11 protein-coding genes are annotated in these 16,617 nt (G+C 52.9%); 2 read left to right on the top strand and 9 right to left on the bottom strand.

What is annotated here, in order from left to right; all coding sequences use genetic code 11:
• Window positions 1-16 precede the first annotated feature (16 nt).
• The gene (locus HW115_RS12775; protein ID WP_343219703.1) at window positions 17-1,378 is read left to right on the top strand and encodes a sulfatase family protein; all 1,362 of its coding nucleotides are present in this window, start codon (window positions 17-19) and stop codon (window positions 1,376-1,378) included.
• A gap of 1,297 nt (window positions 1,379-2,675) precedes the next feature.
• Here the strand turns inward: HW115_RS12775 and HW115_RS12770 are convergent.
• From HW115_RS12770 to HW115_RS12740, 7 genes are all read right to left on the bottom strand, one after another.
• Window positions 2,676-4,871, bottom strand: coding sequence for an NADP-dependent isocitrate dehydrogenase (locus HW115_RS12770; RefSeq protein ID WP_178933260.1), 2,196 nt, complete (start codon window positions 4,869-4,871; stop codon window positions 2,676-2,678).
• Window positions 4,872-4,988: 117 nt separating this feature from the next.
• Window positions 4,989-5,588, bottom strand: coding sequence for a DUF4405 domain-containing protein (locus HW115_RS12765; RefSeq protein ID WP_178933259.1), 600 nt, complete (start codon window positions 5,586-5,588; stop codon window positions 4,989-4,991).
• Between the two features lie 356 nt (window positions 5,589-5,944).
• Window positions 5,945-6,841, bottom strand: coding sequence for a transporter (locus HW115_RS12760; protein ID WP_178933258.1), 897 nt, complete (start codon window positions 6,839-6,841; stop codon window positions 5,945-5,947).
• A gap of 70 nt (window positions 6,842-6,911) precedes the next feature.
• Window positions 6,912-7,817: a tyrosine-protein phosphatase gene (locus HW115_RS12755; RefSeq protein WP_178933257.1), complete on the bottom strand. Its 906-nt coding sequence runs from the start codon at window positions 7,815-7,817 to the stop codon at window positions 6,912-6,914.
• A gap of 11 nt (window positions 7,818-7,828) precedes the next feature.
• Window positions 7,829-8,938 carry an ABC transporter substrate-binding protein gene (locus HW115_RS12750; protein WP_178933256.1) on the bottom strand — a complete coding sequence of 370 codons (1,110 nt, stop codon included), beginning with the start codon at window positions 8,936-8,938 and terminating at the stop codon, window positions 7,829-7,831.
• 79 nt (window positions 8,939-9,017) lie between these two features.
• Window positions 9,018-10,682 carry a sulfatase-like hydrolase/transferase gene (locus HW115_RS12745; RefSeq protein ID WP_178933255.1) on the bottom strand — a complete coding sequence of 555 codons (1,665 nt, stop codon included), beginning with the start codon at window positions 10,680-10,682 and terminating at the stop codon, window positions 9,018-9,020.
• Window positions 10,683-10,838: 156 nt separating this feature from the next.
• Window positions 10,839-11,705 (bottom strand): transporter, encoded by an 867-nt coding sequence (locus HW115_RS12740; protein WP_227021478.1) that lies wholly within the window; start codon window positions 11,703-11,705, stop codon window positions 10,839-10,841.
• 161 nt (window positions 11,706-11,866) lie between these two features.
• Here HW115_RS12740 and HW115_RS12735 point away from each other — a divergent pair, with 161 nt between their 5' ends.
• Window positions 11,867-12,868, top strand: coding sequence for a helix-turn-helix domain-containing protein (locus HW115_RS12735; protein WP_178933254.1), 1,002 nt, complete (start codon window positions 11,867-11,869; stop codon window positions 12,866-12,868).
• Window positions 12,869-12,874: 6 nt separating this feature from the next.
• Here HW115_RS12735 and HW115_RS12730 read toward each other — a convergent pair whose 3' ends face one another.
• Complete coding sequence (locus HW115_RS12730; protein WP_178933253.1) at window positions 12,875-14,740, bottom strand: SulP family inorganic anion transporter; 1,866 nt, start codon at window positions 14,738-14,740, stop codon at window positions 12,875-12,877.
• 14 nt (window positions 14,741-14,754) lie between these two features.
• Window positions 14,755-16,608 carry a SulP family inorganic anion transporter gene (locus tag HW115_RS12725; protein WP_178933252.1) on the bottom strand — a complete coding sequence of 618 codons (1,854 nt, stop codon included), beginning with the start codon at window positions 16,606-16,608 and terminating at the stop codon, window positions 14,755-14,757.
• Window positions 16,609-16,617: the final 9 nt, after the last annotated feature.

The raw sequence follows: 16,617 nt of genomic DNA, 5'->3' as shown, positions 1-16,617 counted from the left end.
CTGTTTGATATTCGGGATGTTGGTGTGCTCATCGAATGCACGGGACCCCAATGTGATTATTATTTTTACGGATGATCAAGGTTATGGTGATCTCGGCTGTTATGGTTCAACCAGTATCAAGACACCTCATCTTGACCAGTTGGCAATCGAGGGCATGAAACTAACCGACTTCCATGTTCCTTCGCCGGTCTGTTCTCCATCTCGTGCCGGCTTGTTGACGGGCTGCTACCCAAAACGTGTAGGTATGCATCGGCATGTTGTCTTTCCCTTCCACCGTTATGGGCTTCATCCGGATGAACTGACCTTGGCAGATCATTTGAAAGCGAACGGATACGCAACCGCTTGTGTCGGGAAATGGCACCTAGGTCATATGCCGGAGACGCTACCGACAGCTCAAGGGTTTGATTCCTATTTTGGTATTCCTTATTCCAATGACATGAGTCATCCGGATAATAAGAAAAAACCACGCATGAATCAGGATGAGAGTTGGCGCCGTCAGGATCATTTTTCGAAGCTCTGGAATACCCCGCTGATGAAGGATGAGAAAATCATCGAGCTTCCGGTTAATCAGCGAACGATAACCCGACGTTATACCGATGAGGCGATCCGCTTTATTACAACAAACAAGGACCGGCCGTTTTTCCTCTATCTTCCACATAGCATGCCTCATATCCCACTCTATGTTCCGGATGATGTACTCGACCCGGACCCGAAACACGCCTACCGATGCGTGATCGAACATATTGATGCTGAGTGTGGGCGTTTGATTCAAACCGTGAAGGATCTCGGTTTGGAAAAAGAGACATACATTATTTTTACCAGTGATAACGGACCGTGGTTATCGTACAAACATCACGGTGGCAGTGCCGGACCACTGCGTAGTGGTAAAGGGACAACCTTTGAAGGCGGACAGCGTGTGCCGTGTATCATCTGGGGGCCGGGGCGTGTTCCTGCAGGCTCTCGTTCAGATGCCTTGACCAGTAGTATCGATTTGTTGCCAACCCTGGCAAACTTGTCTGGGTATCCATTGAAAGCCAAAGCCCCCATTGATGGGCTCGACCTCTCAGGCGTCTTTCTTGAGCAGAAACCATCCCCCCGCAGTGAGTTTCTGCATTACAGTTCAAATGGAAAGCTGGAGGGGATTCGGCAAGGGGCTTGGAAATTGTTAGTGAAAGAAGTGCGGGCGAAGAAAGTCAAGGGGAAGGCCCAACCACCAAGAAAACAAGTGATGCTGTATAATCTGTCCAAGGATCTTGGAGAGCAGGTGAATGTGGCAGAGACATTCCCTGAAAAGGTGGCAACGATGCAAAAGCGGATGATCGAGTTGGATACAGAGATCGAGAAAAATGCGCGCCCTGTGTTTGGCCAGAAACGATAAGATGGCATTCAATGGAATTGTGGTATCCGGTGTGGCTGTCTCCGAAAACGAAAAAAAAGCGGCGTCAAGCCGCCGCAGTCCAAAAGCATCTTGCCATTGCTCAAGCAATACAACCGACAATAGATACTTGTGCAATACGCATATGGGGCTTCGTGCAACCTTCGGGTAAGGTGGTTGTCTGGTTCTCGTGCCATCGCCGGCGTGGCTAGCTTATGGAGTGCGCTGGCTTGACAGCGCTTTGTGGATTGCCTGATCCGTGTCTGAATGAAAAGAAGTAATGTTCTTTGTTTGTTAGTTTGTTTCTGCTAGATGTGGTTTTGTTATGTCTAGTAAGGCTATACCATTCTCCCAGTTAAATTGGCAGAATGGTTTGAGTTTAAGATGATGAATCAGTCAGCAAGCTGAATGGCAAGGGGGCACTGAATCTTTTAGATTTTACCGTTGTTGCGCGTCAGTTGCATAGCCCGCTATGCGCCTTCCTTGCGCCTAGTTAAAATCAAAAAACCTTCAGTGCCATTCAGCCAATTTAACTGATCAAATGGTATTAGTTGGCCACATGCCCCTCCTCATTTTACACGTGAGTCGGGAGTATATATGGTGACGGCAGGAACATATCATAAATCGCACTTCTTTAGAGGGCCTGATCGATTGCGAATGCTTCATTCTTCTTTACTTGATCTGGCTTGTGATTACGGCTGGGGCCTTCAGGCGTGGGCGGTGTTTTCCAACCACTATCATTTTATAGCAGCATCCCCGGGTGGTGGGGGCGCTAATCTGGCCCGTATGCTGAGTCATTTACACACACATACAGCAAGAGAGGTGAATTGTTTGGATCAAGAGCCAGGCAGGAAGGTTTGGCACAATTTTCGAGAGACTCACTTGACCTATCAAAAATCGTATTATGCACGCTTACACTATGTCATAGAAAACCCTGTCAAGCATGGGCTTGTGCAGGTCGCTGATCAATACCCTTGGTGTTCGGCTCGTTGGTTTTCTCAAATGGCGGGGCCAGCATTTCAGAGCACTGTAAAATCGTTTCCTTGTGATCGAGTCAAGGTAGAGGATGACTATGATGTTTATGGAGCGAGTAGGTAGTGTGGAGTGCGCTGGCTCGACAGCGCTTTGTGGATAGCGTGGCTTGAAGCGCGTGGTCGGGGTTGGGCTCGTTTGAGGGGATATTTTGATACCCTTGCCCGAACAAAAAAGCGGCGTCAAGCCGCCGCACTCCAAAGAAAATGCCCTCCGGGTGTTGGTGACACACCAGAGGGCATGGAGAGAAGGAATTTGTCGCTCGTGCTTACAAACTTGCCAGGATGTTGTTGAATGTTTCACTCGGACGCATGGCGGCGCTGCTGAGAGAATCATCAGGGCTGTAGTAACCACCCATGTCGACCGTGCAGCCTTGGGCGTCGTTGAGTTCCTTGACGATGGCTTCTTCGTTGTCGCTGAGTGTTTGTGCCACCGGAGCAAAGCTAGCTGCAAGTTCGGCATCATCTGATTGTCCCGCCAGTTCCTGGGCCCAGTAAAGTGCCAGGTAGAAGTGGGATCCACGGTTGTCGAGTTCGCCGACTTTACGTGATGGTGCTTTGTTGTTGAGCAGCAGCTTGGACGTAGCATCATCCAAGGTGGTGCCGAGCACTTGGGCCTTGCTGTTGCCGGTTGTATTCGAGAGATGCTCGAAAGAAACGGCGAGGGCAAGAAACTCACCGAGAGAGTCCCAGCGGAGGTGGTTTTCTGCGGTGAACTGCTGGACGTGTTTGGGGGCGGATCCTCCAGCCCCGGTTTCAAACAAACCGCCACCATTCATCAGGGGAACGATGGAGAGCATCTTGGCAGAAGTTCCGACTTCGAGAATTGGGAACAAATCGGTGAGGTAATCGCGCAGGACGTTGCCGGTGACGGAGATGGTGTCTTCTCCCTTTTTCAGTCGCTCGAGGGTGTAGGCGGTGGCTTCCACCGGGGACATGATAAGGATTTCCAAACCGTCGGTGTCGTGGTCCCCGAGGTACTGGCCAACCTTGGCAATCAGCTCGGCATCGTGGCCGCGGGATTCGTCGAGCCAGAATACGGCAGGGGTGTTGGTGGCGCGGGCACGGGTGACGGCGAGTTTGACCCAGTCTTGGATCGGAGCGTCTTTGGTTTGGCAGGCGCGCCAGATGTCACCCGTCTCGACCTGATGTTCGATCAAGGTCTCGCCACTGGCATTGAGGACGCGGACCGTTCCATCTGCAGGAATTTGGAAGGTTTTGTCGTGCGACCCGTATTCTTCGGCTTTTTGAGCCATCAGGCCGACGTTGGGGACCGTACCCATTGTGGTGGGGTCGAAGGCTCCGTTTTTCTTGCAGAAGTCGATGGTCGCCTGATAGACGCCGGCGTAGGATGAGTCAGGGATGACTGCCAGAGCGTCCTGGGTTTTACCTTCGGCATCCCACATTTGTCCAGAGGTTCGGATCATGGCAGGCATGGAGGCGTCAATGATGACATCGGACGGCACATGCAGGTTGGTGATGCCTTTGTCGGAATCGACCATGGCTAGATCGGGCTGGGATGCATAGACCGCTTGGAGGTCGGCTTCGATAGCCGCTTGTTGCTCAGCGGGAAGGGATGCGAGTTTGTTGACCAGGTCGCCGAAACCATTGGTGAAATCGACGCCAAGAGAGTCGAGCACCTCGCTGTGTTTTTCGATCAGCTCTTTGAAAAACACTTCAACGGCGTGACCGAAAATGATGGGGTCGGAAACCTTCATCATGGTGGCCTTCATGTGCAGTGAAAACAGGATGCCTTTTTCTTTGGCCACAGCGACTTGTTGTTCAAGGAAGGCAAGCAGCGCTTTTTTACTCATCACCGTGGCATCCAAAATTTCGTCGGCCAGCAAGGGAGTGCTTTCCTTGAGGACGGTTTCGGTTCCGTCTGCAGCGGTGTGTACAATCTTGACTTCCGTGGTTTGCTCTACCGTGACGGACTTTTCGTTGGAACGAAAATCTCCGGATTCCATGGTCGCGACATCGGTCTGGGAGTCCGCGGACCATGCACCCATGCGGTGAGGGTTGGCTTTGGCATATTCCTTGACGGCTTTCGGGGCGCGCCGATCGGAGTTTCCTTCGCGCAGCACGGGGTTGACCGCTGAGCCTTTGACTTTGGCGTAGCGCTCTTCGGCGTCGGCGTAGTCGGGGATGTTGTAGCCTTTGGCCTGAAGTTCCGCAATGGCGGCTTCCATCTGTGGCACTGAGGCTGAGATGTTTGGCAGTTTGATGATGTTGGCCTCGGGAGTTTTGGCCAGTTCGCCGAGTTCCGCCAACGCATCGGGAATTCGTTGGTCGTCGCTCAGGTTTTCAGGGAAATTGGCGAGGATACGTCCTGCGAGTGAGATGTCCTTGGTGACGACATCGATACCAGATGACTGGGTGAATGCCTGGACGATGGGCAAAAAGGAATAGGTGGCGAGGGCAGGGGCCTCGTCCGTTTTGGTGTAAATGATGGTGTTCTGGCTCATAGGATTGACCTTTTGGAAGGCGCATGGTGTAGAGTATCCAGCGCAGAGGTCAATGCAATTCGTGGTCGTATGACAGGGGAGGAGACGTGAAAGAAACGGGCCGAATGTAGTCAGGGCTTAGCTTTGAGGGCTGCTTTTGCCGGTGATCGGGCAAGTGTCGATCGTTTCCTGAAGCTCTTTGGCCTCGGTATCGCCGGTTTTGTGTTCGGAACCACATTTGCCGGAGGAACAAGCTCCGCCTTCTTTTTTGTCGGAGCATTTGCCGTTCCCTTTTTTGTCCTTGCATGAACCTGAGGAACAAGCACCGGATGAACAGGAGGATTTGCTGTCCGAGCACGAGTCTTTACTTGAGCATGAGCCACAACCACCGCTTTGGCAGCCACCGTGACCGCTGGGGAGTTTGCCTATGGGGCTGGCAGCGATGGCCACGACAACGGCGAGAGGGATGAGTAGCCCGGCAAGCATTTTCCCCGAGCTTTTTTTACAAGCGACATTCATCAGCCACTTGCGGTGGTCGTAGAGATGCCAGAGGGTCAGCGCCGTGAAGGCGATTCCGGTCCAAAGGTGGATGTCTTTCCACGTGCCTTTAGCCATCGCCCAGAGGCTGGCTTCCCGGCCTGCCGAGCCGTGAGGCATTTTCCATTCAAGGATGAACCCTGTGCCGGCAATGAAGATTCCCAAGGCGTAGAGGACGTAGTTGATGATTCGAGCTTTCATGATCGTGCAGTGTGTTAAACCCATGGTTAGACCTTTGGGTTGCATGAGTGAATCAGAATCGATAAACAAGTGTATGAATGGCAGGAAATGGTATCCGTTGGATGAGCTTGTAGATGTAAGATGCCAAGCTTACCCGTTCTTAAACGGGAGCAGGGCGCTCGGGACTAACAGCCTGCGGCGTTGACAGGATTGTCAGGATTTTTAATTTTCAAAGATCAAGGTTTGCCCAAAATCTAGCGCTTACTTCTAAAAAAATCCTGTAAATCCTCTTTAATCATGTGAATCCTGTCAGCGCCGCAGGCATCACCTCAAATCTCCCTAATGTAGGAGCCCTGTAAACGGGAGCCGATTTTACCTTAGCGCTTGAAAGGTGAGGGGATGACCGGGGTAATTTGCAGGCGAAAATTCCAGTGGGAGCCGACATCATCCGGCTTGATCAGGGAATACTGGGGCTCGAACCTGAGTTTGACCGGGAGTTTGCCAATGCGGACGGTTTTGGTGATGCCGAGGCCGATGGGTAAGGTGATTTGGTTGCCGCTATCCGCATTCCAGTCGATGGATACGGTAGGTCCCATACCGATGGACATCGCTCCCGGGAGCTTGCGCCGCATGATGTACTGGAAATCGGTATGGTTTTGGGAGGGGCGGTCGTTGTCGCCGGCAAAGGACCACCAGTGCTGCAGGACGAAGCCGGTGGTCCATTTTTCGCCGAGATTGAGAACCATGGCTGCGGGGCCCGCCTGCCATTTTCCCGAACCAAGCAAATCGTTGTTAGCAGTGGGGAAAATGAAGGTGCCTCCGAGCCCCCAGGTGAGCCCCTCTGATTTGTCTGGTCCGATGAGGGCGAACATTTGAATGTCGCCCAAACCGCTGGTGTGGCTTTTGGTGCTGCCGTCACTCCGGAGGATGGGACTGGTGACAAGCGGAAAGACCGGTCGGGCGATGAAGGTCATATCTTCTCCGAGAGGGAGAGGAAACGCAGGTTGAAAAAAGAGGTTGTTGGATTGTGTGGTGCCGTCGATGTTATCGCCTTTGAGAATGGTGTAGTTTTCCTGCAGGGTGAGAGACCAGAGGCTGGTAAGCGGGTTGTTGAGCTTCTGGTCGACATCGGCGAGCGACATCTCAGCCAGAGTTTCGGTGGATTCCTGAAGTGCAACTTCAGGACGGGTGATGTCCGGGATGAGCTCACTTTCGGATGCATGGGTGAGAGGGTAGAGCAGGACGATGGTTGTTGCTGGAAGTAGAGCTTTCATGGGTGAAAGGTGGAGAGGGCGAAATGTGGCGGCGTCATGAGGCCATGCCGCCCTACCGATGGGGGAAAGGTTATGGTGAGCTTTCCAGTAGGTTGCGGCGAAGCTTGGCTACTTCTTCGTCACTGATCCCCAACCCTTCGCGGATGTAGTTTTCCATGGAGCCGAACTCCTTGACCGCTTCTTTGAGAGAGGCATCGATATATGACCCTTCCAGGATGTAGAAGGCATTGATGTTGGCCATATCCACTTCCTCCGGGCTGACGCCGGTGTTTTTTGCATGGAGTTGTTTGAGTTGTTCCGTGCGTTTGTTGATCTCTTCTTTTCGGTAGGTATTTGAGAGTAGGTAGTCTTTACGCACGGTTTCCCAGGGAACTCCGAGTGCGGAGAGGATGATAGCGGTTGCGGTGCCAGTGCGGTGAACGCCATGTGAGCAGTGGTAGACCGTTGCTTGCTCTGAGTTGATCAGGTGGCGTAATAGTTTGCTGTAGGGCGCTCTGGCACTGTTGATGAGAATACGGTGGATGTCAGGGTTGATTTCTGCCGGAATCTGGGAGAAGTCTCCAGTTTTCCGCGCTGTGATTAATCCGTCGATGGAGGTGCCTTCTCCCATATCCACATCGATAGGGAAGTAGAGACGTTCAACGCCATCGGGTAGTTTGTCTTCGCCTCTGGATTTGATTTCATTGGTGGTGAGAAAACTGACAACGGAATTGATGTTGAGGTCGGCCAGTTTTTGAACATCGCTATCACTGAGTTTGGGGAGTTCGCCGGATCGGTAAATCAGGCCGGATTTAACGACCTGACCATCCGATGTTTGGTAGCCGCCGATATCGCGAAAGTTGGACTGGCCGTCGAGTGGGATATGGCGGGGGGGTGATTCTTTTTGAACGGAAGCTGTGTCGCCTGTTTCTTGTTTTTTGTTGCATCCGGTTAGGGGGAGCAGGACGGCGGCCAAAATGAGAGCTGTTTTATACATCGTAAGTAGAGTTAGGATTCTAAAAACTCGAGCGTCGACGGGTGGAAAAGCTCCTCAATGGTGAGTTGTTTTTTAGCAAGCCCTTGCTCGTGAGAATATTGGAACAGGGCGTTGAGCGTTTTTCGGTTCGGCTCGATGCCGTAGGGCCAGAAATTGTCTCCCATCAGTTTTCTGGTTTCTTCGACATCCTTGGCTACCCACGGGAGTGAGATGTCGGCCCAGGCCATTTTGACGATGTGTGCCAGTGCCTTGTTTTTTGCCTCGGAATAGGCGTGGCACAGAGCCATGGGCAGTTCAGGGAACTGTTTGGCAACATCGTTGTGGATGGCGACGGCGTGCATGATCGGGAAGATACCGGTCTTTTTATAGTAGGCCTGTTCCGTGCTACGGAAATCCGGGAAGAGTCGGCCAACGATGGGGTTTCCTTCGATGAAGGCCTTCGGCTCTGCGGCGTGGAAGAGGGCGTCGACCTCGCCGTCGACGAGTAACTGGGATTCATCCTTGCCTGCCGTTCCGGTGCTGACGGACAGGCCCGTGGGCACGACACTCTCTTGTTTTGATAGTTTGCCTGCAGAATCTGCCGAGGAATCTTTTGCGGAGACGACCCACTCGACATCTGTGGGTTTGACACCGTATTCATGCTGAAGAATACCGCGGATCCAGGTCAGGGACGTGGATGAGAATCCCGGGGTGCCGATACGTCGACCTTTGAGGTCTTCCGGCTTGGTGATGCCTCGATCAGTGCGGATGAAAATACTCTTATGACGGAAAACCCGGATGGGAAAAATGGGCAGTAGGCTATACTTACGAAAATTTTCATTGGCATAGGCCAACATAAATGGGTGCAGCCCAATTTCTGTCACCTCGCGGGTTGCGGGGCCGCTGAAAACATGGGTGTTGGCGTCTCCGATGGCCGCTTCTTCGAAGATATGCTCGAACCCTTTGACCGCAACGCTTCCATCCGTGAGTCTGAGCGTGCGATCTAATTTGTAGCCGGCAATGGTGATCGGTTTCTTGGCTGGGTTTGGCTTGTCTGCTGCCAGAGACTGTTGGGTCAAGCCTATTGAAGAGGCTGCGGCCGAGGACTGGGCGATAATGGAAAGGGCTTTGCGTCGGTTCATGGTGATGGGTTGGTTAGTGGGTGAGAAAAAAACGGGGCCACGGTAAGTCCGTGACCCCGTGAGAGGGAAGTGTTTTGGCTTATTTGCCAGTGTTCATCGTTTTACGAACAGTCTCTTGGTAAACTTTGCTTTCAGGACGAAGGTTCTCGATTCCTGTGAAAGGAACTCCGTGACGGGTTGGAGTGAACGGGTATTTTTTGTTCATGGCGTCATGACGTTTCTTGACCATATCAAATGGTCCCCATGCCCAAAGCATTTGAGCCATCATTCCGCGCATTTCGCGTGGATCTTGATAGAGGTTGTAGAAATCATTCTTAACCAATCCAGGACGTCCACCAATCCAGACGCGCTTATACTGCTGTTTGATGGAGGCGGCGTGAACGGGACCCGTGTAAACATGGTAGTAGTCACGGCGGCTCTGTCCGTCTCCTTCGAGGAAGACCGCTGTCTGGTCGATTCCGTCGATGATACGGTCAGTAGGAATGTGCTCCATGGCATTGCCAAGACGGGCAAAGGTGGTGTAGAGATCGTGCACAGCGAATATGTCACCAACGACAGTTCCTGGCTCGATAACACCTTTCCACTGGGCAAACGCAGCAACGCGGATACCACCTTCACGGTAATCGCCTTTACCGCCATTGAAGACGTTTTGATACATGGCACCCACGACTTCGGTCATAGGTCCATTGTCCGCCATGGCAATCACAAGTGTATTTTCGGCGATTCCTTGTTTTTCAAGTTCTGCAAGGATCTCACCGATGTGGCGGTCCAGTCGCTCTATGTTTTGAGCAAATGGGGAGCTGTTGCTGGTTGTTATTTCCTGTCCCCTTCTGTTGAGGTCATAGACGTTAGGCCAGTAGGCAAGGTAAAATGGATTCTTGTCTTTGGCTTTGCGCTTGATGAAATCCACCGCTTTCTCTTGATGCATATCTATCAGTTTACGGTAGTTCTCAAGTGTTGCATCGAGTGTTGGCGGGAGAGTTTCGCGAGCTTTTCCACCTTTTTTACCTTCAATATCCATGATGTAGCCGTAAGGGCGCCATGTGCTGTCAACGAGGTAGTTTTTTTCAGTCATTTCCGGAGTGTAACCATTGGTCATCATTCCCGCTTCTCCATCTGCGTGCCAAAAAATGGGTGGGAACTGGTTGTAGAGGGAGAATTGAGCTTCGTCGAATCCTTGGTTGTGCATGTAGCTTTCCTCGATGTCTCCCTGGTGAGCTTTGGCGAAAAACGCGGTGTTATAACCAGCGGCTGAGAGGACTTCCGCAATGGTGACTTCTTCACCAGGGAGTCCGGAACCTTCAGGTGGGAAGGCGACGGTGTACATGCCGCTGCGAACAGCGAGACGACCTGTAAGCGCGGCAGCACGGGTTGGGGTGCAGGATGGCTCTGTGTACATTCGGGTGAAGGTGATGCCTTCGTCTCCCATCTTGTTGAGAACAGGGGTGTCAAAACCACGGATTTTATTGAAGGCTTTGATTCCGACTTCACCAAAACTGTTATCATCCCACATGATGTGGACGATGTTCGGGCGTTTCCCGTGTTTTTTATAGAGTGCGTCGAGTCTTTTCTGTAGCTCGCCGTCTTGTTTTGCCCATTTTTCTCCGAATTGCTCTTGGAGGAGGTTTTGTTCGGCATCATGAATCAGCTTGGCGGATGTGGCTGCTGATGCTGACCCTGTCAGTGCCACTGCCAGCGCGGGGGCCGCCAGTTTGGCTAGTGTGTTGTGTTTGTAGTGTCTCATTGTTTTATGTTTAGGATTAGAACGTGGGATTAGTACATGATAGATGTTGATGGAAAAATCGCTCAATATTGATTGCGGTTTGCGTGAATAAGAGCGATCGCTATAGCTGGACGTGGATACGTTGTTTGTCAAATGGCAGTGTGAGGTATGTCAGAATTATCCTTTGGGGAAGAGTAGGGTGACGGCGAGGCGCAGTCCCCATTCTCCCTCCTGATCATCGTGAGGAGACGCGGCCCAGTAACGGGCGCCGGCTTGGACTTGGAATGGTTGGTCACCGATTTTGAGCATCTGGGCGACCATGAAATTGATCGGAATATTCCACTGGCTGTCGGTCCAATCGAAGGTGGATTCGGAGTTGATGGTGAAGGTGGTTTTGGTTGGGGTGATATAGGCACAAAAGGGTTGGATAAAGGTGGCGTTGACTTCACCCCGGTCATCATCTCCTGCGTAGGACCAGATGTGGTTGGACAGGGCTCCAAAGGTCCATGGGCCGGTTTGTTTGAGTGCGACAAAGGTTGGGCCTGCACCCCATTTTTCGGCACCGAGGAACTCGTCGCTGGCGGTGGGAAAGAGAAAGGCTCCACCGAGGCCCCAGATCCACCCACGGGAGTTGGGGTCTGCGGGTGAAAACCAGACGGATTGGAGCACGTCTCCCAGCCCGGATTCGTTGAATCGGGAATCGGTGTAATTGCTTTGGTCGATGATCGGTACGATGGTTCGTGAGATGATGTTCCATTCGTCGTTCAGCTTGAATGGGATGACGGGTTGGACGTTGATCAGCCAGCGCTCACCTTCGCCGTCGAATCCGAAGCCGTCATCATAGTTGGCCTGGATCGGCATGCTGATCAGGGCGGCCAGTGGGTTGGCCAGTTGTTTCGAAAGGTCGGGTGCAGCTCCGGTGTCTGTCTGGACGCTATCTCCTGTGCCGTTGCCCAGCAGGGCATTGTCTTTGGCGAGGGCTGAGGGAGTTAGGGTGGCCAGGGTTAAGGTGGCGAGGCTTGTAGATAGGAGACAGTTTTTCATAGTTGGTAATGATTATCGCATTAATGCAGTGGTGGAAAGTGAAAAATGGTGTCGATTTTTTGAGTTGATTGATTAGGGTTCCTGATCATCAGATCAGGTTACCCTCGATCCCTATTCTTTATTTTCGATAGGTTTGATTTTGAATTATAATGCCTCATAAAATGAAAAAACATCAAAAATCCGCAAAAAACGAAGCAGAGATGAATTTGGATGTCGGACGTTTTTTTCAGCAGTCTGCCTATGATGATTTTGACGCTTTTGCAGAATCTGCGATTGCCTGGAATCTGGATTTTATGCAGTTGGATCGAGGTGGTTTTACTGGTGCCTTGCAGCAGTGTGGTCATTCGGAAGTTCTGCTCGGACGTGCGGTTTTTAATCGTAAGCTGGAGCAACAAGGGGAGTCTCCGCCAGGAATGAAGACCTTTGTGATTCCGGTGAATCGTCAACTTCACATGAACTGGAGACGTCAGGATGTAGGAGGAAACGATTTACTGGTGTTTCCTGATGGGCGTGACTTGAAATCGGTATCAAACGAATCCTTTGATATCATGACGTATTCCTTGAATTCAGATAGATGGCAGGAGCTGGTTGAATTCCACGGTGCCGAGCGTTTGATGCGTCGGCTGCATGATCATGAAGTGATAAGTCTGCGGCCTGACTGCTGCCTGAGGTTGCGTCAGATGGCGTTTGGAGTTTTGCAACATGTGGGCGAGTGTTCAGATGCCTTTGATCAAGGCGGATATGACAACGTGCTTGAAGAGGGAATTGCTGGAGAGCTGATTCGTGCTATTCTTACGTCGGAAGGTCATGATGCTCCAAAACCTGAACCTCGCGTGAGGACCAGGGCTTTGAAGAAAGCCCGGGAGGTCATTGAGGAATATGCGCATATGCCGATTTCAATCCGGCAATTGTCTCAGATGGCCGCTGTCAGCGAGCGAACTCTTCAGTATGCGTTTCAAGATAAGTTCGGAGTGACCCCTAAGTCCTACTTGCAGTCATACAGAATGAACCAGGTTCGGAAGGCACTTCGTATGGCCGACCCTGACGCTGCCAGAGTGGTGGATGTCGCCAATGTCTGGGGTTTCTGGCATATGGGGCAATTTGCCAAAGACTACAGGCTAACATTTTCAGAGCTACCCAGAGAGACTTTGAAAAGCCGATGATGTCTGTTAGTTTTGTGGCTCCTTGTTGGGGTCGTAGAAGATCTTGATGTCGGCTTGTTTGGTGCCGAGTAATTCCTGGGCGCGGATCAGGGCGTCACGGGTGGAGATGTTGGGGTTGGGTTGGAAGTACATGAAGAGGTTGGTTTCTCCAGCCTTGCGGTTGCATCCTTTTTGTAGGGTTTTGAGAACCCCGGATTGTTTGAGGATGGTGTAGACTTCCCGGGTGGCTCCGGAGATGAGAATATGCACACCTTTCTTGCGGGTGTCTTTGATCAGGTCCTCGAGGGCGAGCACGCTGGTCGCATCGAGGTGACGTGCATTTTTGAGTCGGAGGATAATGACCTTGAGGTTGGGGTCGGCCGTGGTTCGTTGGACCTGGGTGCGGAATAGGTCGGCGGCTCCAAAGAAGAGATCGCCCTCGACGTGGACGATGGAGATCGCCGGAATCGGACGTTTGCGTTTTTCTCCGAGTTCGAGGAGGTGCCCGGCATCGGTTAGCTCATACTCGATCAGGTGGGGGACAGAGGCTTTACGCAGGAAGAGGCAAAGTGAGACGCCGACGCCGATGAAGATGGCGTAGTCGAGACGTGGGAGTAGCAGGGTGGCGCAAAGGGTGGTGATGATGACGATGGCGTCGTCCCGCGTGGAACGCAGACAGATCCGGATGCTTTTCTTATTGATCAAGGAGATGGCGATGGCGATGACCAGGGCGGCGAGGGAGGATTTGGGGATGTTTTCGACAAGCGGGACTTGTAATAGGATGAAGAAGCCTGCGAGGCCGAGTAGGCCCGTGAAGATGGAGGCGAAGCGGGTCATGGCTCCGGATTCGTAGTTCAGGGCGGAGCGGGTGAGTGAGCCTGAGGCAGCCATGGGGGCAACCAGAGAGGTGGCAATATTGGTCATACCGAGGGAGAGCATGTCCTGATTGGTATTGGGGCGGTCGCCGGACTTGCTGGCGATGGATTTGCTCATCACGGTGTTTTCGAGGGAGGCGAGGAAGGCGATGGCAAAGGCGATGCCGAGTAGGGCTGAGACGTCGCCGGAGTTGACGTTGGGGATCGTGATTTTGAGGTGATTGACGTGTAGCGGGTCGAAGGTCCGGAGGTCGGCGAAAGCTTCGGTGTTGTGTCGCAGGGCGTAAGCGATGATGGACGAGAGGGTCAGGCTGATAGCGAAATTGGGAAGCTTGGGAGCTTTTTTTTGCAGGATGAAGTAGAGCAAAAGGGTGGCGGCCCCGATGCTTACCGGTTGCCAATTGATACTGTCGGCGCATTGAATGGTTTTTTCAATGATGGCAAAAAAGGTTTTGGGGACGGTGCCTTCCGCCATGGGGGTGGCGATGCCGAGCAGGTGGCGTGTTTGGTTGGTCAGGATTAATAGGGCGGCCCCCGTGATGTAGCCGACGAGCACACTGCGACTGACGTATTGCAGGAGGTCGGCCACTTTAAGGAGGGCTCCGATCACCGAAAGCACGCCCACCATGCAAATCAGCAAGGGCATGTAGCTTACCGGGTCCTTGTCCAGGGTGCCGTGGGATGCGGCAAAAAAGCTGAAAACCATAAACGCCGTGGCATTGGTCGGGCCGAGGATGGTGTGGCGTGAGTGAGAGAAAAAGGGCGCGACGATGGGTGCAAAGGAGGCGCAGAGGATGCCGTAATAGATTGGCAGGTCCGCAATGGCGGCAAAGGCAATACCTTGTGAGAGGCAGAGGATGGCGACATTGATGGATGCCCGGGAATCGTGCTGGAGCTTGTCGCGTGAGTAGCTGCGGAGTTCATGCCGAATCGGAAACCAGTCGAGTCCATTACCGGAGAGGATCCTCAGGACTGTGCTGAAGAATGCTCTGAATACGGCTTTGGCGTGGCGGTGCATGGAAAAGAAGGAATCTACTCCTTGTTGGGGTCGAAGAAAATCTTAATATCTGCCTTTTGGTCGCCGATGAGCTCTTGGGCGCGGATCAGGGCATCGCGGGTCGAGAGGTTTGGGTTGGAGGGAGATTGGAGGAAGAGGTTGGTTTGGCCTTCGGCCCGGATGCACCCCTGCTGAAGCACTTTGAGGGCTCCGGATTTTTTAAGAATCTGGTAAACCTCGCGGCTGGCGCCGGAGACGAGAATGTGGATTCCACGTTTGCGGGTGTGTTTGATCAGGTCTTCGAGGGCAAGCACGCTGGTGGCATCGAGGTGGCGAGCATTTTTTAGGCGCAGGACAATGACTTTGAGATTGGGGTCGGCGGTGGTGCGTTGGACCTGGGTGCGAAACAGATCGGCAGCTCCGAAAAAGAGATCACCTTCGACGTGGACGATGGAGATTGCCGGGTTGGGTCGTTTGCGCTTTTCTCCGAGTTCGGCGAGGTTGCCTGCATCGTTCATTTCGTATTCGACCAAATGGGGGGTGGAGGCTTTACGTAGGAAGAGGCTGATCGAGAAGGCCACGCCGATGAAGATGGCGTAATCGAGGCGGGTCAGCAGCGTGGCTGCAAAGGTGACAATAATGACCAGGGCATCATCGCGAGTGGTTCGCAGGCAGATGCGGATGCTGTTCAGGTTGATCAGGGAGCAAGCGATACCGATGACCAGTGCAGAGAGGGAGGTTTTGGGGATGTTTTCGACGATGGGGAGTTTGATGAGGGCTGCAAATCCGAGTAGGCAGAGCAGGCCGGCAAAGATGGAGGCAAAGCGGGTCTTGGCTTTCGACCCGTAGTTAAGTGCGGAACGGGTTAATGAGCCGGATGCGGGCATGGCGGCCAGCAGGGAGGTTCCGAGGTTGGCCATACCGACGGAGAGCATGTCCTGGTTGACGTCACTGCGTTCGCCGGTGCGACTGGCGAGGGATTTGGCCATGACTGAGTTTTCCAGGGATGCGAGGAAGGCGATGGCGAATGCCACGCCGGTCAGGGCGGAAAAATCGTCCAGGTTGAAATCGGGAAGGCTCGGGGTGAGTCGATCGATCTCAAAGGCGGAAAAGGTGTCGAGATGGGCAAAGGCCGGGACGTAGTGGCGCAGCAGGGTGCCGGCAAGGGTGGAGAGGGTCAGGCTGATGGCGAAATTAGGCAGCGTGGGCAGTTTTTTCTGGAGCCAGAAGTAGAGCCCCAAGGTGGCGGCGCCCAGAGTGACCGGTTGCCATTGGTATGCGTGCCAGAGGCCACTCATTTTTTCGACGATGGTAAAGAAGGTTTTTGCGGACTCTCCATTGGCCATCGGTTCGGCAATACCGAGTAAATGTTTGAACTGGTTGGTGAGAATCAGTAGAGCGGCTCCGGTGATGTAGCCGACGAGCACACTGCGGCTGACATACTGGAGCAGGTCGGCGACTTTAAAGATGGCTCCCAGAACCGAGAGAATACCCACCATAAAAACAAGCAGGGGCATGTATTCGACCGGTGATTTGCTCAGGGTGGCTCCAGCCGCGGCAAAAAAGCTGAACACCATGAAGGAGGTGGCATTGGTTGGGCCAAGGATGGTGTGGCGGGAGCTGGAAAAAATGGGTGCGATGATTGCGGCGATGGCCGAGCAGACGATCCCGTAATAGATCGGTAGCTCGGCAATGGCGGCATATGCCATTCCCTGGGGCAGCGCGAGGAGGGCAACGTTGAGTGCCGCTTTGGAATCGTAGCGGAATTTTTCGCGATTGTAGCGGCTCAGCGGGCCGCGGATGGGAAACCAGTCGAGACCGTTACCTGAAAGAATCCTGCGGGTTTCCCTCAGGATTTTCCGGGAGACGGACTTGGTTTGACGTTTCATGGGCGTTTC

The organism is Oceaniferula marina, assembly GCF_013391475.1.
GTDB lineage: Bacteria > Verrucomicrobiota > Verrucomicrobiia > Verrucomicrobiales > Akkermansiaceae > Oceaniferula > Oceaniferula marina.
This window is presented reverse-complemented; position numbering and strand designations above follow the sequence as displayed.